General features: G+C 39.1%; 23 protein-coding genes and 2 pseudogenes. 10 read left to right on the top strand and 15 right to left on the bottom strand.

The annotated features are described in order from the left end of the window. Position 1 precedes the first annotated feature (1 nt). Positions 2 to 1,166 (top strand): annotated as a pseudogene (locus AC5YDM_RS12680) (sigma-54-dependent transcriptional regulator); the annotation flags it as partial. A gap of 92 nt (positions 1,167 to 1,258) precedes the next feature. Next, a pseudogene (locus AC5YDM_RS12685) lies at positions 1,259 to 1,429 on the top strand (helix-turn-helix domain-containing protein); the annotation flags it as partial. A 52-nt stretch (positions 1,430 to 1,481) separates the two neighbouring features. Here the strand turns inward: AC5YDM_RS12685 and AC5YDM_RS12690 are convergent. The 4 genes from AC5YDM_RS12690 to lptF form a co-directional block, all read right to left on the bottom strand. Then, positions 1,482 to 2,657 carry a S41 family peptidase gene (locus AC5YDM_RS12690; RefSeq protein WP_496152449.1) on the bottom strand — a complete coding sequence of 392 codons (1,176 nt, stop codon included), beginning with the start codon at positions 2,655 to 2,657 and terminating at the stop codon, positions 1,482 to 1,484. Between the two features lie 36 nt (positions 2,658 to 2,693). Then, the gene (gene gpmI, locus AC5YDM_RS12695; protein ID WP_496152450.1) at positions 2,694 to 4,241 is read right to left on the bottom strand and encodes a 2,3-bisphosphoglycerate-independent phosphoglycerate mutase; all 1,548 of its coding nucleotides are present in this window, start codon (positions 4,239 to 4,241) and stop codon (positions 2,694 to 2,696) included. Between the two features lie 173 nt (positions 4,242 to 4,414). Then, positions 4,415 to 5,485 (bottom strand): LPS export ABC transporter permease LptG, encoded by a 1,071-nt coding sequence (gene lptG / locus AC5YDM_RS12700; RefSeq protein ID WP_496152451.1) that lies wholly within the window; start codon positions 5,483 to 5,485, stop codon positions 4,415 to 4,417. Beyond that, a complete protein-coding gene (gene lptF, locus AC5YDM_RS12705; RefSeq protein ID WP_496152452.1) occupies positions 5,485 to 6,585 on the bottom strand; it encodes an LPS export ABC transporter permease LptF in 1,101 nt (366 codons plus the stop codon). Before lptF ends, lptG begins: the two co-directional genes overlap by 1 nt. A 142-nt stretch (positions 6,586 to 6,727) precedes the next feature. Between lptF and AC5YDM_RS12710 the strand changes: the two genes are divergently transcribed. The 4 genes from AC5YDM_RS12710 (at position 6,728) to AC5YDM_RS12725 (ending at position 9,500) form a co-directional block, all read left to right on the top strand. After that, a complete protein-coding gene (locus AC5YDM_RS12710) occupies positions 6,728 to 8,167 on the top strand; it encodes a leucyl aminopeptidase (RefSeq protein WP_496152453.1) in 1,440 nt (479 codons plus the stop codon). Next, entirely contained in the window at positions 8,160 to 8,567 is a 408-nt protein-coding gene (locus AC5YDM_RS12715; RefSeq protein ID WP_496152455.1) for a DNA polymerase III subunit chi, read from the top strand. The genes AC5YDM_RS12710 and AC5YDM_RS12715 overlap by 8 nt, the downstream gene beginning before the upstream one ends. A gap of 37 nt (positions 8,568 to 8,604) precedes the next feature. Further along, the gene (gene blhA, locus AC5YDM_RS12720; protein WP_496152456.1) at positions 8,605 to 9,225 is read left to right on the top strand and encodes a cell division protein BlhA; all 621 of its coding nucleotides are present in this window, start codon (positions 8,605 to 8,607) and stop codon (positions 9,223 to 9,225) included. 137 nt (positions 9,226 to 9,362) lie between these two features. Continuing rightward, on the top strand, positions 9,363 to 9,500 hold the full coding sequence (locus AC5YDM_RS12725; protein WP_496152457.1) for a hypothetical protein: 138 nt from the start codon (positions 9,363 to 9,365) through the stop codon (positions 9,498 to 9,500). A 147-nt stretch (positions 9,501 to 9,647) separates the two neighbouring features. On the opposite strand, the gene AC5YDM_RS12730 is transcribed toward AC5YDM_RS12725, so the two are convergent. The 7 genes from AC5YDM_RS12730 to glnK all read right to left on the bottom strand — a co-directional run bounded on the left by AC5YDM_RS12730 (position 9,648) and on the right by glnK (position 15,865). Then, positions 9,648 to 10,193, bottom strand: a complete 546-nt coding sequence (locus AC5YDM_RS12730) for a VTT domain-containing protein (protein ID WP_496152458.1) — start codon at positions 10,191 to 10,193, stop codon at positions 9,648 to 9,650. A 113-nt stretch (positions 10,194 to 10,306) separates the two neighbouring features. Further along, positions 10,307 to 10,966: a riboflavin synthase gene (locus AC5YDM_RS12735; RefSeq protein WP_496152459.1), complete on the bottom strand. Its 660-nt coding sequence runs from the start codon at positions 10,964 to 10,966 to the stop codon at positions 10,307 to 10,309. Positions 10,967 to 10,994: 28 nt separating this feature from the next. Continuing rightward, positions 10,995 to 12,287: a DNA adenine methylase gene (locus tag AC5YDM_RS12740; protein WP_496152460.1), complete on the bottom strand. Its 1,293-nt coding sequence runs from the start codon at positions 12,285 to 12,287 to the stop codon at positions 10,995 to 10,997. A 1-nt stretch (position 12,288) separates the two neighbouring features. Continuing rightward, positions 12,289 to 13,395 carry a bifunctional diaminohydroxyphosphoribosylaminopyrimidine deaminase/5-amino-6-(5-phosphoribosylamino)uracil reductase RibD gene (gene ribD / locus AC5YDM_RS12745; RefSeq protein WP_496152461.1) on the bottom strand — a complete coding sequence of 369 codons (1,107 nt, stop codon included), beginning with the start codon at positions 13,393 to 13,395 and terminating at the stop codon, positions 12,289 to 12,291. Positions 13,396 to 13,436: 41 nt separating this feature from the next. Continuing rightward, positions 13,437 to 13,898 carry a transcriptional regulator NrdR gene (nrdR, locus tag AC5YDM_RS12750; RefSeq protein ID WP_496125953.1) on the bottom strand — a complete coding sequence of 154 codons (462 nt, stop codon included), beginning with the start codon at positions 13,896 to 13,898 and terminating at the stop codon, positions 13,437 to 13,439. A gap of 170 nt (positions 13,899 to 14,068) precedes the next feature. Then, entirely contained in the window at positions 14,069 to 15,466 is a 1,398-nt protein-coding gene (locus AC5YDM_RS12755) for an ammonium transporter (protein ID WP_496152462.1), read from the bottom strand. A gap of 60 nt (positions 15,467 to 15,526) precedes the next feature. After that, positions 15,527 to 15,865 (bottom strand): P-II family nitrogen regulator, encoded by a 339-nt coding sequence (gene glnK / locus AC5YDM_RS12760; RefSeq protein WP_496152463.1) that lies wholly within the window; start codon positions 15,863 to 15,865, stop codon positions 15,527 to 15,529. A gap of 275 nt (positions 15,866 to 16,140) precedes the next feature. Between glnK and AC5YDM_RS12765 the strand changes: the two genes are divergently transcribed. Beyond that, positions 16,141 to 16,368, top strand: coding sequence for an accessory factor UbiK family protein (locus AC5YDM_RS12765; protein WP_496152464.1), 228 nt, complete (start codon positions 16,141 to 16,143; stop codon positions 16,366 to 16,368). 76 nt (positions 16,369 to 16,444) lie between these two features. After that, the gene (locus AC5YDM_RS12770; protein ID WP_496152465.1) at positions 16,445 to 17,932 is read left to right on the top strand and encodes a YifB family Mg chelatase-like AAA ATPase; all 1,488 of its coding nucleotides are present in this window, start codon (positions 16,445 to 16,447) and stop codon (positions 17,930 to 17,932) included. A 77-nt stretch (positions 17,933 to 18,009) separates the two neighbouring features. Here the strand turns inward: AC5YDM_RS12770 and AC5YDM_RS12775 are convergent, their stop codons facing one another. Both AC5YDM_RS12775 and AC5YDM_RS12780 read right to left on the bottom strand, forming a co-directional pair. Next, positions 18,010 to 18,771, bottom strand: coding sequence for a TorF family putative porin (locus AC5YDM_RS12775; RefSeq protein ID WP_496152466.1), 762 nt, complete (start codon positions 18,769 to 18,771; stop codon positions 18,010 to 18,012). Between the two features lie 353 nt (positions 18,772 to 19,124). Further along, a complete protein-coding gene (locus AC5YDM_RS12780) occupies positions 19,125 to 19,892 on the bottom strand; it encodes a TorF family putative porin (RefSeq protein ID WP_496152467.1) in 768 nt (255 codons plus the stop codon). A gap of 447 nt (positions 19,893 to 20,339) precedes the next feature. Here AC5YDM_RS12780 and AC5YDM_RS12785 point away from each other — a divergent pair, with 447 nt between their 5' ends. Then, positions 20,340 to 21,638, top strand: a complete 1,299-nt coding sequence (locus AC5YDM_RS12785; RefSeq protein ID WP_496152468.1) for an OprD family outer membrane porin — start codon at positions 20,340 to 20,342, stop codon at positions 21,636 to 21,638. A 94-nt stretch (positions 21,639 to 21,732) separates the two neighbouring features. Here AC5YDM_RS12785 and ppa read toward each other — a convergent pair whose 3' ends face one another. Next, positions 21,733 to 22,269 (bottom strand): inorganic diphosphatase, encoded by a 537-nt coding sequence (gene ppa, locus AC5YDM_RS12790; RefSeq protein ID WP_086214507.1) that lies wholly within the window; start codon positions 22,267 to 22,269, stop codon positions 21,733 to 21,735. 119 nt (positions 22,270 to 22,388) lie between these two features. After that, complete coding sequence (locus AC5YDM_RS12795) at positions 22,389 to 22,787, bottom strand: MAPEG family protein (protein WP_496152469.1); 399 nt, start codon at positions 22,785 to 22,787, stop codon at positions 22,389 to 22,391. 104 nt (positions 22,788 to 22,891) lie between these two features. Between AC5YDM_RS12795 and AC5YDM_RS12800 the strand changes: the two genes are divergently transcribed. Beyond that, positions 22,892 to 23,275 carry a hypothetical protein gene (locus AC5YDM_RS12800; protein ID WP_496152470.1) on the top strand — a complete coding sequence of 128 codons (384 nt, stop codon included), beginning with the start codon at positions 22,892 to 22,894 and terminating at the stop codon, positions 23,273 to 23,275. The last annotated feature ends 3 nt before the right edge of the window (positions 23,276 to 23,278 follow it).

Raw genomic sequence — 23,278 nt, forward strand, 5'->3', positions numbered from 1 at the left:
TATGGCTAAACAACAACCATTGGTTCTATTGATCGATGATGAACCTGATTTATGTATGCTGATGCAAATGACGCTGTCGCGCATTGGTATCAAAACACATATAGCACATCATTTGGCTCAAGCTAAACACTTCCTGAGTGAATATAAATACGATGCTTGTATTACCGATCTGAATTTGCCTGATGGTAATGGCATTGATCTGGTTAAATACGTTACTCAACATTATCCGAAGACACCTATCGCTGTTTTAACCGCATATGCCAATATGGATATTGCGATCTCTGCTCTAAAGTCGGGTGCTTTTGATTTCGTGAGTAAACCAATCAATCAACAACATTTACATCAATTGGTTAAAAAAGCACTCAGCGTTCCTGAAGTCGATCCAAGTATCGACCAACTGCCTTTAGAACAAAAAATGCTGATTGGCTGTTCTGAAAGCATCAAAAAACTTAGAGAATCGGTTAAAAAAATTGCCCGCTCGCAAGCCCCTGTTTTTATTACAGGTGAATCTGGTACAGGAAAAGATATTGTCGCTAATTTGATTCATCAATTAAGCAATCGTCAAGATCATCCTTTTGTTGCGATTAACTGCGGTGCAATCTCTGAAGATTTGATGGAAAGTGAGCTTTTTGGGCATATTAAAGGCTGCTTCTCAGGTGCGACTGAAGATAAACAAGGACTTATTCTAAGTGCTGATGGCGGTAGTTTATTTTTAGATGAAATTGCTGAATTATCTCTCGCGATGCAAGCCAAATTGCTCCGTGCTGTACAAGAAAAGAAAATTCGACCTTTAGGCAGTGAAAAAGAAATCGAAGTTGATTTTCGAATTATTAGTGCCAGTCATCAAAACCTTGAACAATTGGTTCAACAGGGCAAATTCAGACAAGATTTATTCTTCCGAATCCATGTGATGGATCTTCGAATTGCAGCATTACGTGAGCGTCCAGAAGATATTTCAGTATTAGCCAATCACTTTATTCAAATGATTTGCGCTGACTGGGGAATTCCAGTCAAAAAACTTTCAGATAAAGCCTCAAAATTTTTATCGAACCAATACTTTTCAGGTAATGTTCGTGAGCTGCGCAATATCATAGAGCGCGCGATTACGTTAAGTGATGATGATTTCATTGAAATTGAGCACTTACAATCGAGTGCGCTTCGCACTCCGAGTCATGCTTCCGAACCACCAGTAACAACTCAAGCAATCGAAATATCTACTGCTGTACAAGCTGCTCAAAACAATAAATTAGACAATCGACTGCCAGAAGAAGGATTAGAACAATATCTAGAGAAGGTTGAGAAAGAAGTACTCATCAATGCACTGAATTTAACGCATTGGAACAGAACACTTGCTGCCAAAAAACTCGGCATGACCTTCAGATCACTACGCTATCGTCTGAAAAAGTTCGGTTTGGATACAGATGACTAGTCTTTCATTATGAAATATGACTTTTCATCTGACATCTTAGTTTAAGAATGGATTACTTAGCTCTTAATAATTGATCTGCAGAATGTAAGACGTACGTTTCTTCTTTCATCTCATTTGGCCATGGAAATTGGATATTTGGCACAATACCCTGTCCATCGATCGCATGACCATTCGGCGTTAAATAGTGTGAAACGGTCATTTGCAAGGCAGCACCATTTTCGAGTGGAAATAGCTTTTGCACCACGCCTTTACCATAACTTTTATCACCAATAATCGTTGCACGATTTAATTCTTTCATCGCAGCAGTAAACACTTCGGCTGCAGATGCAGAACGGTTGTTAATGAGTACACCCAATTTTAGCTGACTAAATTCATTCCCCGGCAAGGCTTGAAACTGTTGATTCCCTTCAGAGCGACTTTTAGTTGAAACTATCGTACCCTGATTTAAAAATAAATCTGCTGTTTCAACTGCTGAGGACAATAGACCACCCGGATTATTTCTCAGATCAATCAATACCGCTTTTAAACGATGATTCTGATGCTCTTCGATCAGTCGTTTAATTTCATTCGCAGTATCTTGTTGGAAAACTTTGACTTTTAAGACGAGAACTTGATTGCTGAGCATAGTGGCTTGAATATCAGCCACATCTAATTTTTGATTGCGTATGAGGCTAAGCATGGGTGTCGCAGGAGACAATTGGATTTGTACAGCTGTACCCATTGCACCATTGAGAACATCATCTACCTGCCCTGCATTAAGCAGTTTTAATTCTTGTTGATCAATTTTATAAACGTTCAAACCATTCTTTAAGCCTAATTTGGCTGAATCAGAATCAGATTTTAAATTTTTGATCTGCCATTGTGACTGAGTCGCATCGTAAGCCAAATCAAAATCAACTGTGGCTAGATCACCTTCAGTATATTGCAATAACTGGCGATATTCTTCTGAACTTAGATAGCGTGAATAGCGGTCTAAACCACCCACTAAGCCTTTAATGGCTTGAAGAAATAATACATCGTCAGATTTTTCGCTGACATAATTATCTTTGACCGTACCGTAGATCTGTACAAATTGCTGGATAGATTCAATCGGAACTTCAGCAACATTTTCAACCCATTCATCACTGGATTTTAATGTTGCAGATCCTTTTGAATCCGCAACAGCAACAGAATGAACCGTCATCAAAAGCGCAATAGCGACAAAGCATTGGTGCCAATTTCGATTCATTCCGTTTTCCTTTTTTATTCTATTTTAAACATCTGCTTATGATTTTAAGGTCACAAGATTACGACCTTTCATATCACTTGGGATTGGCAAGTTCATTAAGCTTAATAGCGTTGGTGCTACATCTGCAAGTACACCACCTTCCGCAATTTCCGCAGCTGCTGGACCAACATAGATGAAAGGAACATGCTCAGTGGTATGTTGTGTATGGACTTGACCACTCACATAGTCTTGCATTTGTTCAACATTACCATGATCAGCTGTAATCAGCATATGACCTTTTTGTGCACGAACCGCCTCGTATACACGCCCAAGACTGATATCTACGGCTTCCACAGCTTTTACTGCCGCATCGAATACACCTGTGTGTCCAACCATGTCACCATTGGCATAGTTCACCACCAATAGGTCAAACTCACCTGAATTGATTGCAGCAACCAACTCATCTGTCACTTCATAAGCACTCATTTCAGGCTTTAAGTCATAAGTCGCAACATTTGGTGATGGAATCAAGATACGCTTCTCACCTGGGTATTCATCTTCACGACCACCACTAAAGAAGAAGGTTACATGTGCATATTTTTCAGTTTCAGCAATACGTAATTGGGTTTTACCTAAATTTGAAAGATATTCACCAATTGAATTAACCAATGGTTCTGGCATATAGGCAACAGGTGCATCAATCGTTGCTTGGTAACGCGTTAACATGACAAATTTAGCTAAATTTGGCACAACTTTACGTTCAAATCCTGCAAAATCTTTTTCTACAAAAGCTTTAGTAATTTCACGTGCACGATCCGCACGGAAATTCATGAATACTATGCTATCGCCATCTTCAATTTTGGCTAAATCACCAATACGTGTCGCTTTCACAAACTCATCAGATTCTTCAGCTGCATATGCTGCTTCTAAGCCTTCTACTGCAGTTGCTACAGTACGTGTCGCTTCACCTTCGGTCAGCAAACGATAGGCTTGTTCAACACGATCCCAACGATTGTCACGATCCATAGCAAAATAACGACCAATCATTGTGGCAATACGACCTTGACCTGGATATTGAGCAAATAGAGCATCTAATTTTTCTAAAGATGGTTGAGCACTTTTTGGTGGAGTATCACGACCATCCAAGAATGCATGGAGATAAACCTGAGCACCACGTTTCAAAGCCAACTCTGCCATCGCTACAATATGGTCTTCGTGAGAGTGAACACCACCTTCAGACAATAAACCGAGGATATGTACAGCTTTTTGATTCGCTTTGGCTTTTTCGACAGCATCGATGAGCACTTCATGTTCAAAGAACGCACCAGTACGAATGTCTTTGGTAATGCGGGTAAAATCTTGATATAACACACGACCTGCACCCAAGTTCATGTGACCTACTTCTGAGTTACCCATTTGACCATCAGGCAACCCCACATCTTCACCAGAACCTGAAATTAAACCATGCGGATGATTGTTTTTCATAGCAGTTAAATTCGGCGTTTTCGCTGCTAGAAATGCATTATCCTCTACCGCTTCACGATGCCCCACACCGTCCATAATTACCAATACGTGTGGGATTTTGCCAGCAGTTGCATCCGTCATGATGTACACTCTTTTGTTTACAAATTAATCAATATATCTTACCTTTTTTTAAGGTAAGACTCTATCTGAACACGATGGCTTTGACTGATCTCCACCATCTAATTTTCAATTTAAAAAATCTTTTACTTCATACTTATCGACGTAACGATCATCTAAAAGTACTGAAATAAAGCCTAACGCGCGCGATAAAGCAGGTAACTACCGATACCGAACATTAAAATAATCGGTAAAAACACAAACCACGCAGGTGATGGCGAATACACTAAACTTGCGTATCCTAAGAAATCTTGTAAATAATAAAAACCTAAACCCACAAACAACGCGATCACTAAGCGAAAACCCATCGACTGTTGACGCAAAGGCCCAAAAATAAAAGAACACGCAATCAATACCAAAGCCAATAAAGCAAATGGTGAGCTGACTTTTTGCCAAAATGCCAATAAATAAGTCTTTGGAACTTGGCTATATTCATGCATATAGCCCATAAAGCTAATCAATTGGCTTGGTGCTAAATCTTCAGGATCAATCGTCACCATATGTACGTATTTAGGTTGCAATGCCAAAGCCAAATCTTGCTTCTCTGTTTGAAGCATTTGTGAGTCGCCAGTTTTTAAAATATCGACTTGCTGGGCATTACTTAAGCTCCACTGACCATTTTGAACAAACTGACCACTTTCTGCTTTTAAAACTGAGTTCAAACGATATTGATCGTCAAAGTCATACATATCAACATTATTCAACTTTCCTTGGGAGTTCGCATAGTCAATATAAATATAACGCTGACCTTCACGTGTCCAATAACCTTTCACCTCACCCAACTCAGCTGCTGAACGATGGCTCTTGACGCTTTCAGCCTTCTCACTGGTATAAGGAATGACATATTCACTTAAGGCAAATGACAATACCACCAAGAGCATCGCTGAACGCATCACCCAACCCACGATACGCCAGAGACTGATCCCTGATGCACGCATCACAATCAATTCACTATTTGAAGCTAAGGTGCCTAAACCAAGCACTGCACCGATTAATGCTGAAATTGGTAAAATTTCATACAAATACTGAGGTGCACCCCAGAGTACGTAGATCAAAGCTTGCCAAGCGCCATAGCCGTCTTTCAAGCTTCCCAATTCACCCATATAGGTAAAGAGCACCTGTAAAGCAGACAAAATAGCAGTAGCACCTAACATCGCAAGCGCTGTAGTTTTGGTGACATGTTTGGCGACAATTTTACGTGCTAACATTAAGATCTCACCTGCTCTATACGTTTTTTCAATTTAGGTGCTAATTTTTGTTTTCTTGAGAAAATAGCTGCGGCAACTGCGTAAATTAACAATACAGCAGGATATGCCCAAATCCCAATTTCATCTTTTGAAACACGCGTTTTAATCGCCATCAGTGCCACGATCAAACTGGCAAAAATAAGCAAGGCTGGGAATAATTTTAAGTAACGACCTTGTCGTGGACTCACCTCAGACAATGCTGTGGCTAACATTAATGCCACCATCATCGTAAAGGGTACAAATAATCGCCAACCTAATTCACTTGCAACCACAGGGTCTTGATGCGTTTCGAGTAATTTACCGATTGGTAGCGCTTCTACTTCCGCACTTTCAAATTTTGCTTCTTTATCACTTTCCAAACGTAAACGATAAGACTCAAATTCCGTTTGACTATATTGCGGACTATTCGGGTAAATCTCATAACGGCGACCTAGTGTCAGATCAACCACGCTAGCAGAATCATCTGCCATTTCCACACGTGTCGCTTCTTTTGCCAAGATCATGACATCAGGCTTATCCGCTTTTTCAGCACGCTGATAGAAAAACACTTCTGTTAAGTTCTTTCGATCTTCAGACAATGAACCTGCATAGATGGTATAAGGCCCTGAGGATATAAACTCTTTAGGTCGCACCAAGTCAAAACCAGAACGTACTGCCTGACTGGTGGTCAATTGTTCGAATTGACGAATTCCCCAAGGTGACATCCACACCATCAAAACTGTTTGCACCACCAAAAAGCACACCGTTAACGGCATTAACAAACGTGCTAATTGATTTCGACTCACCCCGCTTCCGTTCAGTACTGCCATTTCATGATCGACATAGAGGCGACCAAACACTAACATCAGACCAATAAAAAAGCCCAAAGGTAAAATCAGCGTCAAAAATTCAGGTAAGCGATAGCCAATGATGCTAAATAAAATACTGGCATCTAAGCGCCCTTGTGCTGCCACACCGAAGTACTTGATCAAACGCCCACCCATCATAATGAGTGTCAGTAAAGATACGACGACTAAAGAGGTCGACAAAACTTGTTTGACGAGATAACGTCTGATAATCAAATTAATCTTCCAAAATGGGGTGAATTCGGCTAGCGCTAGTTTACCCGAATGTTAAAAATATAAAACCTCATTGAAATTCTATCATTGGTAGTGGTTCAATGGTTTAATGATTTAAAACGTCTCATTAGGCACACATAAGCATATGAAACTTACTATTAATACGTCATTTCCTGAGAATTCGTCTAGCCAACATTTGTTGATTTTAGTTGATGCTGAAAATATTCAAACTCAATATACAATCAATGGCTTAGACCAAGCAATTCAAGCAACACAGTTTAAAGCATCGCTCAATGAAAGCTTGCCTTTAATTGGAAATATCCAACAACAAGCCAACAGTGCATTGCTCGGTTTAGATAAAGCTGCTGAACTCAAGCCTGCTAAACTTGCGAAAATCGCACAAAATATTATCAAAGCAACACAAAAAAAATTCAAACACATCAGTATCGATATTTCTGCATTGCCCGTAGAGCATCATTACTTATTTGCATTGGCTTTAACCCAAGCTGATTATCGCTATGATCAATATAAATCTAAAAAAGCTGAAACAATTTTAGAACACATTGATTTGATCGCGACTAAATCGACCTTGGATGATGCACAAATTGCATTAATTGCTGCCGTAGAACAAGGTCAATCTACAGCACGTGATTTAGGTAACTGTCCACCAAATATCTGTTTCCCAGAATATTTAGCTGAACAAGCACTGCAACTAGCTCAAGAATTCCCAAACCTTGTCAAAGTAACTGTACTCGATGAACAGCAATTGGCTGATTTAGGAATGAATGCTTTCCTCGCAGTGAGTAAAGGTTCTGAACGCCCAGGTCGTGTAATTACCATTGAATACCTAGCAAAAACAGAAGATGCTCCTGTGGTTCTGGTCGGTAAAGGTGTGACTTTTGATACAGGTGGTATTTCTTTAAAACCAGGCTTAGGCATGGATGAAATGAAATACGATATGTGTGGTGCTGCATCTGTTCTAGGTACGATGCGTGCTTTGTGTGAAGCTAAACTTCCGATTCATGTAGTCGGTGCAATTGCTGCTGCTGAAAACATGCCATCTGGTCATGCAACACGTCCAGGCGACATCGTAACAACGATGAGCGGTCAAACCGTTGAAATTTTGAATACCGATGCAGAAGGTCGCTTGGTGTTATGTGACACGCTTACCTATATCAAACGTTTCAATCCAGCATTAGTGATTGATATCGCAACCTTAACAGGTGCATGTGTGGTTGCACTAGGTTCGGTTCTCTCTGGTTTATTCTCACCTGATGATGAATTAGCACAAGAAATTGAAACCGCAGGTCAACAGTCATTTGACCGTGTATGGCGTATGCCTGTGATTGATGATTACCAAGAACAATTGGATTCACCATTTGCAGATATTGGTAATATTGGTGGTCCGAAAGCAGGTGCAGTCACTGCTGCATGTTTCTTACAACGCTTTACCAGTGACTATCGTTGGGCACATTTAGACGTTGCAGGCACAGCGTGGAATTCTGGTGCTGCTAAGGGTGCTACAGGTCGTCCTGTTCCACTTTTAGTTCAATTCCTTGCAAATCGTGCGAAGCTCAATGGCTAAAATTAGCTTTTATCTGTTTGAAAAAAGCCCTGAACGACAAGTGGAAAGCACTTGTCGTTTATGTCGTAAAATCTCACGACAAGCGGCTAAGATTTGGATCCACTGCCCAGATACAGACATTCAACAGCAGTTGGATCAACGTTTATGGAGCTTTGATCCGCAATCTTTTTTGGGACATGGAATTGATCAAGTTGATGCACCTATCTGCATTTCAGCAGGATTACCAGATCAATTAGACTGGATTGTTTTTAATTTTAACAATCGGCCACTTGAACAAGCGATGCAATTTAGTCACATTATTGAAATTGTGGAAAATGATGAATCTGCCAAACAAATAGGTCGAGAGAAATACAAAGCTTATCGTCGACTTGGCATCTCCCCACAAACCCATAAGCTATAACAGATATGCATAATACCTTTCAAAAAGGAGAAATACGGTGACACTTAATGTCGGTCAGGATTTTAAAAAACGCTGGCTCGGTGCGCCTGAAGCTGTACGTGAGGCTTTTTTAAATGATTTAAATCGTATCAGTGATTTACTCAATCCTGAGTCGAATATACAAGCTTGGTTGGACAATGATCAAAGAGCCCAACAAGTTGCACAGCTTAAAGTAGAACAAGCTTATGCCGATGAAAAAGCTCGTTTAATTGAAGCAGCTCGTGTCCGTAAGCAACAGGCTTTAGAAAAATCATTGGCTGAAAAGCGCGCTGAACAAGATGCCTTTAATCAACAACTGATTAAAGATGAATTGATCCGTTTTCAGCAACAAACTCAAGATCTACATGCTTTACGCCAAGAAATTGATCAAGAATCACGTCAGTATAGTGACCGCTACTCCAAAAATCCGGATGAAGTTGTTAACTTTGCGCGTGGAAATCTACATATTGCAGATGATCAAATACAAAATGAACTCGAAAGTGTTAGATTGAGATTAGAGCTTGAAGCAGAAACTCAAATTGAACAAGCTGTAAAACTATTTCGTGAAAAACTTAAAATCGCAGCTCAAGAAGAAATTGAATATATTTTGAAACACACTCAAGATGAAAAAAATGCATAAAATGGTGCATTTTTCGTTCTGATCAATTTTTGTCATTAAACTGAAATATTATTGAAACAAGATATTCATATTCCGATGTCGTCGGAATTTTACCCATTTATAAATCGATTAACTCGACTTTAAATTAGGAAATTCAAATGGATATTTTGAATCAACTCACAAACGAAATTGAAAAATTATCGGTTGGAGAGAAAAGAAATATTACTGCACAAGAGCTATTTTTGAGCCGTAACGATTTCCAGTCCATTTCAGCCTATCTCACTCGCGAAGCTTAAAAAGGACATTTTTCAATTTCTAAACATTCAGAAACGAATTCTCATCTTGCACCGACTTCTCTTACTGTTGTAAAACACTAAATATTCAGACCAATACGCCCACTTCAGTGGGCTTATTTTTTAGCTTTAATTTTGTTTAAAAAAAATTTATAAAATTGAAATGACTGTCGACAGTGTTTCTCCAACACCATAACCCATGGCTAATAATAAGCCAATCCATATAAAACCGCCCAATACATTGTAAAAAGTAAAACTCGCAAGGTTCATGTGCGTCGCACCTGCTGCAAAAGGTGCTGAAGAACGAACAAAAGGAATAAAACGTGCAACCAAAATGGTCTTACCACCATGCTTAATAAAATAGTAATTGGTCTTTTCTAAATATTCAGGCTTGAAGTAGCGAGTATGTTTATTAAAATATTTGAGTCCTAACCAACGACCTGTATAGTAATTTACGGTATAACCCAACACACTGGCGATAAATAAAGTCACGCCCATATAATGTAAATGGATCAGTTCTGTTGTGGAACATAAAGCACCAATAGCGATAAGCAAACTATCACCTGGCAAGAAGAACATGAAGACTGAACCTGTTTCAGCAAAAATCACTAAAAATAGAATGGCGTAAATCCAAATACCGTACTGCTCCAGTAACATTGGCAGCAACTGTTCAAGATGTAGTAAAAAATCAATCATTCACACGTACTCGTTGCATGTTGTTTCTCCACATCATTTCTAAGATATAAAGTTGAATATTCACAAAACAAAACAGCCTAATAAATTAGGCTGTAGTCTATTTTAGTCTGTTTTTAACGCAAAAATCCATTCGCTGCTAAAAAATCCATACTGAGTTTGGACTCAGGTTTCTGTTCAGCAGCTTTATCACCCAAGAGTAAACGCTCAATATAACGTGCTAAAACATCAACTTCTAAGTTTACCTTAGACCCTGTTTTCCACGTACCAATATTGGTTCTTTCTGCTGTATGAGGAATCAAATTCAAGCTAAGAATATTTCCGCGTAAGTGATTAATGGTTAAACTAATACCATCTACAGTCACAGACCCTTTTTCAGCCAAATATTTTGCAATTTCTACAGGTGCTGTCACTTCAAAATATAATGAACGCGCATCCTGACGAAGCATCGTAATTTCACCAACAGCATCAACATGCCCACTAACGATATGCCCACCAAAACGTGTAGTTGGTAACATCGCTTTTTCAACATTGACCGCTTGACCAACTTTCCATTGACCCACGGTTGAACGATTTAAACTTTCACGAGAAACATCAGCTGCGTACCAATTATCGCCCCAATCAATCACTGTTAAGCAAATTCCGTTGGTTGCAATCGAGTCACCCAAATGCACGTCTGACATATCCAAATTACTTTGAATACGTAAACGAATATCCCCACCTACACTTTGAAGACTTTCTACTTGACCTAAACTTTCAATAATGCCTGTGAACATATCTGTATCTCTAAATATTCTTTAATTTTTACCACAAATCTAACTGTGTCGCGACGCCTGTCGCATCCACGCCACCTAACTCAGCATAATGATGCAACTGCCCTAATAACTGACGAATCGGAGGCCCAGACTTCGCATGGGTATCTGTGATCACAATAAACTCTAGCACGCGTGCACGTTCTGATTGACGTTGTTTACTTACGCGGTAACGTGGTACATCTTGCGTCAATAAAGTGACACGACCACGCTCAAGGTTAGCTTTAAGTAAATCGCCTGCCTCAATATTACCATCGGTTGAATAACTGGTTAGAATGTAACGTGCATTGATGGTCGACAATAACTTTTCATAGGCTTCTTTTGCATATTTTGAAGAGTTATAAGGACTTGGACGCTCTTTACGCCAAGCACGATCAATTCCACTTTTATAACCTTTAGTATCTGGTGTCGGTAAATCGACTTGATCCCATAAAGTTAAAGCATTCAAAACATGATAATTGCTGCTATATGCATGTTGATTATACGGAGGATCTAAATAAGCCACATCCACTTCAAAGCCACTCATTTGATTCGCCAAATGTTGTGCATCAACGCACCACATTTCAGCCATAGGCACTTTAGGATCACCTATTTCACAGAAGCGGTTCGGAGTTAACCACAGTAATGATTCGATCCGTTCCAATGCAGTCTGCGTCTTGCCCCCCCAACCATGGTGAAAGCTCTTAAATACGCCTGAAGTGTTACTGACGAAACTTGCTGAATAAAGAAGTGGTGACAATAAAGCACTCATTTCAACATCATCAATCGCACCCTGAGCCTGCCAAGTGGCAATTTGCTGACGAATCGCGTCAATTTTCATACCATTACGGCGTTTGAAGAATAGACGATCACGACTTGGATCATAAATTTCATCATTACGCGGGCAAAGATTATGTGTGACCCAACCTTTAACTTCAGGTAAGCGATTTAAATAGTCTAAGGCCTTTTGATAACCGCCTAACTCTTTAAATGCGGGTGCATCTGTACAAGAAAGAATCGCATTATTCAGTGCATGGCTATACGGTTCCCAGTCATTGGCAATCACTCGATAACCATTTTGACGTGCCAAACGTGATACCACACCACTTCCTGCAAAAAAATCTGCAAAAATAGGCGCACGACCATTTTTATTATTGAGTGTTCCTGTGCTTTCTAGTGCTTCTAAAATAAGATGTAATAAACGACGCTTGTTCCCTAAATAGGGTACAAGTTGGTTAAATAAGTATTCATCTGTAGTGCGTGCTGCATGACGACGTTTATGGTAAACCGTTGACTCTGAATTCATACTAACTCTTAGAAGGGGTGAGTTTTAAACGGATATCGCCACCCACTTGGGTAACTTCTTTCAGTTCAAAACGAAGTTGTTCTGCCATGCTGATAAATTCAGCATTGAACATGGCACGAGCAGATTGACCAAGGAAAGTAGGTGCAATATAGCTGATCATTTCATCAACCAAATTTTCCTGCAAAAATGCAGTCGAAAGTGTTGCACCTGCCTCAATCAATACATCATAAATTTGAAAATCTTTTAATGCTTTTAACAAGTCAGTCAATGACTGAACTTCAAGCTGAATCACGCCACGTTGTGCAAGCTCAGATCGAAAAGGTCCCATGACCATGACAGTTTCTGGGTGCTCTAAGAGCTTTGCATCTAAAGGTAAACGACCATGACGATCTAAAATAACACGCTTTGGTTGTACAATCTGTTCGACATTCGCATCAGGCAATTGACGTACATTTAATTGCGGATCATCTGCTAAAACCGTTTCAATCCCTGTAATTACAGCACCTGAGATGGCGCGCCAATGTTGTACATCCAAACGTGCTTCGCTTCCTGTGATCCATTTTGATTCACCTGAAGCCATTGCCGTCCGTCCATCAAGGCTCGATGCAACTTTTAATCGAACATAAGGCATTCCAGTAGCCATGGCTTTGAGAAAACCTTTATTTAATTGTTTAGCTTCTTCTTCACATATTCCAACTTCGACTTCAACACCTGCTTGACGCAAAATATCGATGCCCTTTCCAGCCACCAATGGATTTGGATCAGTACATGCAACCACAACTTTTTTTACCCCAGCCTCAACCAAGCCTTTGGCACATGGAGGTGTACGACCATAATGTGCACAGGGTTCTAGAGTGACATATGCAGTCGCACCACGTGCAGCTTCACCCGCCTGACGAAGTGCAAAGACCTCGGCATGCGGGTGGCCTGCTTGAGGATGAAACCCTTCACCAATCATCTGCCCATCTTTGACAATCACACAACCAACATTCGGATTAGGTCGCGTTGCATACTGTCCTTTTCGAGCCAAAGCAATCGCACATCTCATCCAAACTTGATCTTGCGATTGAGAATTAAGTTGATTGGGCTCATGTGGTAACACAGACATAATTTTCCTAAATCTGAAATGAAGAACAATGGCGTAGAATGTTAATCAGAATCTCGATTTTGCATTTGTTCAATTTGACGACGAAATGCTTCTACATCTTGGAAGTCTTGATACACTGAAGCAAAGCGTACATAGGCAACATGATCAAGCGCAAACAATGCCTTCATCACGATCTCACCAATGGTACGTGACCGCACATCACGCTCACCTAAACGGCGAATTTGTAGTTGAATATCACTGAGTACAGTTTCAATCTGTTCTTGTGTTACAGGACGCTTTTGTAAAGCATGCATCAGCGAACGACGAAGTTTTGCCTCATCATAAGGCTCATTTTTTCCATCAGATTTGGTGACACGCGGCATCACCACCTCAAAACTTTCAAAAGTCGTAAAGCGTTCATTACAAGAAATACATTCTCGACGACGACGGATTTGACAGCCTTCAGCAGCTAAACGAGAGTCTATGACTTTACTGTCTGCCGCGTTGCAAAATGGACAATGCATAGCGTTTTAATTGAACAATTTGTATTTAAGCTTAGTGTATCAAAAAAATATTCGATTGTTGAGCTTTCATCAATATATAGAAAAAAAACAGCCCCGAAGGACTGTTTCACACAATATATTGATATTTGTTTTTAGCGAATATATTGTTTCATTAAATCTATCACTTTCAATTATTCGATTCGTTCGCCATGTTGACTCAAATCGAGACCCATGCGTTCATCATCATTTTCAACACGGATACCAATCACAAGATCAATCACTTTAAGAATAATGAATGTTAATACTGCTGAGTAAGCGATCGTTGCAAGTACACCTTCAACTTGTACCCATAATTGGCTCATTACACTCGTAGGTGCTTTATCACCCATGATGAATTCGCTTGCAAAGAATGCGGTCAAGATTGCACCAACGATACCACCCACACCGTGTAGACCAAAAGCATCTAATGAATCATCTGCTTTCAGAGCGCGTTTAAGTGCAGTAATACCCCAGAAACATACGACACCACCGATCAGCCCCATTGCCAATGCACCACCCACTGTTACGAATCCAGCAGCAGGTGTAATCACAACCAGACCCGCGACAGCACCAGAAGCACCACCAAGTACCGAAGCCTTACCGCGTACAACTTTTTCAGTAATTAACCAAGCGATTGCTGCCGCTGCTGCTGCAACTTGCGTTACAACCAATGCATAACCTGCAGAACCATTTGCGCCTAGAGCAGAACCACCATTGAAACCAAACCAACCCACCCAAATTAAACTTGCACCGATCACAGTCAATACAAGGTTATGAGGGGCCATTGATTCACGACCTAGCCCCATACGCTTACCAAGCATGTATGCAGCAACTAGACCGGCAACACCAGAGTTAATATGTACAACCGTACCACCAGCAAAATCTAGCGCACCATCGTTACCTAACCAACCACCACCCCACACCCAGTGAGTAATTGGTGCATAAACCACGATTGACCAGATTGTAATAAAGGCTACGAAAGCACCAAATTTCATACGCTCTGCGATAGAACCTGTAATGATGGCTACAGTAATAATGGCAAAGGTCATTTGGAAAATAACGAAGAGAATTTCAGGAATCGTACCTGTGAGTGCCTCTGTCGTGATACCAGACAACATGACTTTGTCTAGGCTACCGATAAAGGCATTTCCTTCACCAAAGGCAAGGCTATATCCGACTGCAACCCATGTAATACTGACAATTGCTGCTGCAACAAAGCTATGTGCCATTGTGCTTAATACGTTTTTCTTACGAACCATACCGCCGTAGAACAACGCAAGACCAGGAATCGTCATTAATAATACAAGTGCGGTAGATACTAAAATCCACGCTGTATCACCTGTATCTAATTTTGGTTCTTCTACAACTGGAGCCTCAACCGCTGTTGGTAATTCCACAACAGCATCAGTGGCAACAGCTGAAGGTGTTTCAGTTGCAACAACTGCTACACCTTCCGTCACTGCATGTTCTGACACAACAGTCTCTGCCCATGCAACAGAACCACCTAAAAGTGCGCCAGATAAACTCAGCGCAAATAGCATCTTTTTCATTCGTATCCCCCAACCTGATTTTTTGCGAGTTAGGTCTAACTCAGCAAACTTCGTGCCAAATTAAACAGCATCTGCGCCAGTTTCACCTGTACGGATACGGATGACTTGTTCTAAGTTAGTTACGAAAATTTTTCCGTCACCAATTTTGCCAGTGCTTGCTACACGAGTGATTGATTCAATAACTGGATCAACCATTTCATCACTGATTGCGATTTCAATTTTTACTTTTGGTAGAAAATCGACGACATATTCAGCACCACGGTAAAGCTCAGTGTGGCCTTTTTGACGACCAAAGCCCTTCACTTCTGTTACGGTAATACCCTGAACGCCAATTTCAGAAAGTGCTTCACGCACGTCATCGAGTTTGAATGGTTTAACGATTGCTGTTACAAGTTTCATGTTGTTTTCCTTCGGCTTTTTTCACCAGTAAGGTTTTATGTTCAAATTTCATGCCAAAACTTCATAATGGTTGGGGTGATTAATCCATTCCAGCAAGAAACATCTTATACCTTATTTTATACATCTACATACGTTTAAGCTTCAAAAAAACATACAATTTTTGATCGTAATTACTCATCTTGTTATTGGTTTGTCCTATGCTATATAGTTATATGTAGGGCCTATAGAAAAGCAATGTTACAATGCAAATCAATATGATGTATTTTGGATAACACATGATCGAAACATTATTACAAGCGATATTAGAACAGCTAGATCAACCTAAAAAAGACGTAGAAAATAATCTTCGCGCCCTACTCAATGAAGCTGTGACTAAAATGGACTTAGTTTCGAAAGATGAAATCGAACGCCAAAAAACTGCTCTTTCCAATGCCAATGAGCGTCTCGATCAATTACAGCAGCAAGTCAAAGCTTTAGAAGCACTCATTCAACAAAAACATTAAAACGCACTTTTTTTGTGCAAAATTAAAATAAAAACGATTAAAAATAAAGCAAAATAAAAATATTAGGTCTATAGCTATGTCTTTTTCAAAAATATATACGCGCGCCGTCCTTGGCTTACATGCTCCACTGATTGAAGTCGAGGTGCATGTCAGTCAGGGTTTGCCCTCTCTGACCATTGTTGGATTACCTGAAGCTGCCGTTCGCGAAAGTAAAGATCGTGTTCGTTCCGCAATTATCAATAGCGGTTTTTTATTCCCTACTAAGCGTCTCACCATCAACCTTGCACCTGCGGATTTACCTAAAGATGGCTCTCGACTTGATCTTCCCATTGCGCTAGGAATTCTGATTGCATCAGGACAACTCCCTGAAAATGTGACAGATGCTTATGAATTCATTGGTGAGTTGGCATTAGATGGGATGTTAAGACCTGTCAGTGGAACACTGGCAATTGCGATGGCTTGTCAGATTGCTCAACATAAATTGATGCTTTCTAGTGCGAATGCAGATGAAGCATCTCAATTACCTGATTTTGAAGTGTTTGGTGCAAAAAGTTTGAGAGAAGTCTGTGATCATTTTCTAAAAACGCACCCTATTGATGCATTTTCAAACACACTTAAAAATGAACATCATATTTATAAATATGATCTCGCTGATGTGAAAGGACAACTGAGACCACGACGCGCTTTAGAGATAGCAGCAGCTGGTGGTCACTCGATCCTATTCAAAGGCCCACCAGGTACTGGTAAAACCTTATTGGCTTCTCGTTTGTCTAGTATTTTGCCACCACTCACAGCCCAAGAAAACTTAGAAGTTGCGAGTATTTATTCTATTGCAAATACCCAACACCCTTTTGGACAAAGACCCTTTAGAGCACCTCATCACACAGCATCAGCGGTAGCATTGGTTGGTGGTGGCTCACATCCAAAACCGGGGGAAATTACATTAGCTCATTTAGGCGTATTATTCTTAGATGAACTGCCTGAGTTTGACCGAAAGGTTCTTGAAGTATTACGACAACCTTTGGAGTCGAAAGAGATCGTGATTTCTAGAGCCTCACGACAAATCACTTTTCCTGCCAATTTCCAGTTTATTGCCGCAATGAACCCCTGCCCTTGTGGTTATGCTTTTAATCAAGACAGTCGCTGCCAATGCTCTGCTGAGTCAATTAAGCGTTACCAGAATAGAATCTCAGGACCGCTATTAGATCGGATCGATTTACACATCGATGTCCCACCTTTGAAATCACAAGATCTTCAAGATCCTAAACCTGTTGAAACTTCTGAGACCGTTAGAGCTAGAGTAATAGATGCTTACCATCTTCAAATTAAACGTCAAGGCTTTTTAAATCAGGCTTTAACTCCACAGCAATTGGAAATTTATGCACTGCTAGATGAGTCTTCACAAAACATTTTGGCTATGGCACAACAGCGCTTGAATCTTTCAGCACGTGCTTATCATCGTATCCTGCGGGTTGCACGTACCATTGCTGATTTGAGCTTGAGTGAAAAAATCCAGTCATCGCATTTAACTGAAGCTTTGTCTTATCGAGAACAGAATAATTAAAGCTTTAACTTCATACCCTGATCCCAAATATAATTTCATTAAAAAAGCCCCGAAAGGGGCTTTTTGTTTTAAAAAATTTAGAATGTATTCGTTAAAGTGAATACCGCACCTGTTTCATAACCACGTTTAACACTATGACTCATACCATCTGTATCAACATTTGAACCTACGGCTGCTAATTCTGCTGTCACACTTGGAAGAGCTTTAAAGTTATACGTTACACCGGCTTTCCAATCGACATAGTTATCATCACCATTGAAAAAATCATCTTCATCAATATCTGTGTAACCTACACCCACTACACCACCAAAACCTGATGAACCTAATGGCGCAGAGTAAGTTGCATTAACATTCCAACTGTCTAAATCAGCACCAGCATAGTCGTTGGTGAAATTCACATTTGTTAAAATACCATCTCCAGCTGTTAAAACATCTTTGAATGTCATTTTTCCATAAAGCTCTAACCAGTTTAAATCACTTTCACTTGGGTAGTTGTAATAAACTACACCCAGATCTAATACAGGCTTGCTTGCAAAATTATCAAGTGTCGTCGCATAACCAATCGAAGGATCAAGTTCTAGACTTGGAGAACCTTCACCAAAATCTACATTTGAACCCCATAAGCCAAAATAAAGACCAGAAGTATGACCCAAAGTGAATCCAGCCTGCACCGCAGGATCACTTGAGGTTTGAGTCACACCACGGAAGCGGTAATCTGTAGTAACGGCTGCAGAACCACTGAAACTTAAACCATAAGGTAAAGCCGGTGCTTCTGCAAAAGTGATGGTTGATGCTGATGCTACTACTGCTAGACCTAGTACTTTTAAAGTTAATTTCATTTTAGTCCCCTACATCCTATGCTTAAGATGTCTTTTTTGATAATTGATAAACTCGTAGGGTTAATAGCAACAGCCATGCCAAAATTTAAAAAAAATACTGAAGAAACTGCTATTAAAATACAAATTATTGTTTTTAATAATTATTTTTAAATTTAGAATATTTAATAAATTTATCTACCTCTAAGTTTCATACTAAAAAGTGGACTTCTATTTTTTTAAAGTGGGCATAAATACAATTTATATTTTCTTACAATCTGCCTTATTTTGAGTCTAAAATTTAAACACATCCTTAATTTGTGCATAAAAAAAGTGCATCGTAAAACACGATACACTTTGTGATCAATGCTAAATGTTTAAAAACTATAAGTTACGCCATAAACTAAATGATCATCCAGTTTTTCATCATATCGATCTCGACCACCCCAGATATAATCCAGACTCATTTCAATACCTGTATCTAATAATGGTTTACTCAATCCTAAACGGACTTCATTCATTGTAAAGTCATGGGCGGTTTGAACAATCGAATCATCACGGCCATCATTATAAATAGATGCACCAATACTTGTATTTAAAGAGAACTCATATGGTAATGCATAACTATAGGCTGCACTTAAGTAAACATCTCCTGCATTACCATAATCCGCATCTGCTAAACTGACCGTAAGACCTAAGCTCAAATCTTTATAACTGATGTCATTGACCAAGTCATAGCCAGTCGTCGAACGCTTTTCTGTTCGATCATCATTATAAGTATTGCCGCCATTTTGATAGACATAAGCCATGATTTGAGAACTATAACTCCAATCATCATTAATCGTATTGGCAAAACCTATAGAGAAATCATGCTCTGAGCCATGATCTCGTCCCTTTGGATCATAGTCCAAAGTTGATCCCCAATATCCTACAAAAACACCGCTATTATGGGTATACGTTAAACCACCTTGTAGCGCGATATCATCATTTTCTACACCACCACGATAGATATATTTAGTGACTGCACCAATATTTCCAGATACCACACCATTTAAAACTGAAGGCTGATCATCTGCAAAAGTCGTTGTCGCTAAAATGCTTAGACCTATCCCCAACCCGATGACTATTTTTCTATCAATCAACATTGTTCTTCACACTCATTATTTGGTGCTATTGTATTCAAATTGGATAAAAAAATATTGCTGAAAATTTAATTTCTTAAAGGCTACTTTAATGTTTAACAAAAAAGAGTGTAATTTTTCAAAATTAAAGAGCTTCTTTAAACATTCATTTTGTTGAATATATAAGCTTAAAGATTAACAAATCGATCAAATAACAAAAAAATTCCTAAAATATTGTAATTTCATACCTGTTTTGACACGTCAATAATCATTTAAACAAGCATCATTAATGCTCAAAATGTTGATTTTTATAAAAATTAAAATCCACTATTCAATTAATTTTTTTAATTTGCTATATACCAAGATCTCATAACGATTTGATGAAAAAAAAATATAATGAATTATAATTTGTTATACATTGTGTATACATTTAATTTCACATTCATAATCATTTTGTATGAGGCGTCCCCAATGCAAAAATCAAAAAAATTAACATTAGTAGTCCTCATTCAAGCTGCTTTGGTTTCAACTGCATTTGCAAGTGAACAAAGCGAGTCAAAAGGCTTTGTTGAAGATGCTGAAGGATCAGTATTATTCCGTACAGGCTATATTCAACGTGATAAAAAGAATGTAGCTCCAGGAGAAGATAATAGCTCATTTGCTCAATCTGCAATTGTCAAACTAGAATCTGGTTTCACTCAGGGTGTTGTTGGTTTCGGTATCAATGCTGTAGGTGATGCATCTATTAAACTCGGTAAAAATGGTCATACTGGAAATAATATGATTCCAGTACACGATCAGCTCAATGCTGATGGTACGAAAGATGCGTATGATCATTGGGCACGAGGTGGTGCAAGTGTTAAAGCACGTATTTCAAATACCACTGTTGAATATGGTACTCAAGTCCTAGATCTTCCTGTGCTTGCAAGCAATACAGGTCGTATGGTTCCTGAGTATTTTGAAGGCGTTTTAGCGAAAAGCCACGAGATCGAAAACTTAGAAGTTGTCGTTGGTAAATTCACCAAAAATCAAATGTCTGAGCAAATTTCTACTGATGAAAATAAGCTTGATAGTGCAATTGTTTGGGGTGCTAAATATAAATTTAATGATCAAATTAATGGCTCATACTACGGTATCGACAGTAAAAATGCTTTAGAGCGCCATTATGTAAATGCTAATTTTAAACAACCTTTAGCAAATAATGCTTCATTAACGTATGACTTCAGTGGTTATCGTACCGAATGGGATAAAGGTGCAAGCGCATCATCTTCAACATTAGATGCTAACTCAGATGATCGTAGCAATAATATTTGGGCAATTTCAGGTTCTTATAATACTGGTGCACACAATGTCATGTTGGCTTACCAACAAAGTACAGGTAATACCGGTTATGCATACGGTGAAAATGCTGATGGCTTCCAAAGTATCTACCTACCTAACTCGTATTTATCTGATTTCAACGGTCGCGATGAAAAATCAGTTCAAGTTCAATATAGCGTAGACCTAGGCCAATATGTTACTCCTGGATTAAGTTGGACTTCGGCATATGTTTATGGTTGGGACATCGATACCGCAACAGATAGTAATGCAAAAGAAAGTGAAATCTTTAACCAAGTGAAATATACCGTTCAATCTGGTTTTGCGAAAGATGCTAGCTTACGTGTACGTTATTCTCATTATCGTAATGATGATGCTTATGCAAATGACTACTACATGCCAGATACGAATGAATGGCGCTTATTCTTAGATATTCCTGTGAAATTATTCTAATTTCTAAGAAAATCCAAGTTAAAAAAAAACCTGCACATTGTGCAGGTTTTTTTATTCAGTCTTTAAAGAAAAAGACTAAATTATCAACAAACAATTATTTGTTTGCTTCAGCATATGCAGCGATAGAGCTAAGAACTTCTTGCTTAGCAACATCCGCACCTTCCCAACCACTCAACTTAACCCATTTTCCTGGCTCAAGATCTTTGTAGTGTTGGAAGAAGTGTTCAATTTGGCTGATCAATAACGGTGGAAGATCCGTATATTCTTGAATATCTTTATAGATTGGTGTCAATTTGTCGTGTGGAACTGCAACAAGTTTAGCATCTACACCACCGTCATCTTCCATATTCAATTTGCCCACTGGACGGCAACGAATTACAGAACCTGGCTCAACTGGATGTGGAGTAACCACTAAAACATCAAGTGGATCACCATCTAAAGACAAAGTATTTGGTACATAGCCATAGTTTGCAGGGTAGAACATTGCTGTACCCATGAAACGGTCTACAAACAATGCATCAGAATCTTTATCGATTTCGTATTTGATCGGTGCTGCATTTGCAGGAATTTCGATAATTACGTAGATATCGTTTGGTGCGTCTTTACCCGCTGGAATGTTACTGTAGCTCATAGGAAACTCTTTAACAGTGTAGTGTTCAATAAATAGTGTTGATTATAACGCTTTATCAAGCAAGCATCATTCGATTATACATTTGCAAGAATATGTTTGGGTATGCCTATCGGTCAGTTTTACATTAACCGAATCACTAAGATCAATAAATAAATTGGACATGCCATCGACAAAAACCAAATAATTGACCGTAGTGTCGAAAGATTCAGTAAATAACAGATACCATAAATCGCGCGTAACACGATATATGCCCCACCCAACATCATGATAATAACTTGTGAAATCACCATATATTCAGCCATCAAAATAGATGCAATGAATAAAGGAAGACTCTCAAAACTGTTCTGTTGTGCTGCATTGGCACGCGCAGCTAAGCCTGTGGATTTTGCCAAAAACTCACGTGGGTTTTGATTATCTTTGACGTTAAAACCCGCTGCGATTTTCGCAATAATGGTAAAAACGTAAGGCATTAAACAGGCAATTAAAATTAAATATATGATGCCATCAATCCCATACATGAATTTTCTATCCAATAATTTCTTATAGGTCATATCATAGCATGGTGTATATGCGATAATTTTTGTTAAATTATTGCGTTTTTGAAATTTTCATTGGAACGGATATGGCAAATTCTGATCAGAAAGAACTGTTTGATGTATTAGATCAACAACACGTACAGCAGAAAAAAGTCGATCGTGTACTTTATTTTGTTTTGCCTATCGTTGCATTTTTAATTTGTGTGATCTGCGCCAACCTCAATTGGCAATCGACTTTAGGGACTTTTTTAGTTCTCTGGGTTGCATTTTATGCAGTTGGCATTAAACGCGCAAATTTAAAACTATGGCTACTCTTTGTCACCATTTATAGCTTAGTCGATATCTACTTCAGTTATCACGGGACGATTCCTTTACAAGCAGTAGGACGCCATGCGGGAACCATGATGACATTTGTCGGTATTGTTGGGATTAGCCGTCCATATATTGATCGTTGGTTTATGAAAAAATAAGTT

It is taken from the genome of Acinetobacter sp. CY81 (genome assembly GCF_059515925.1).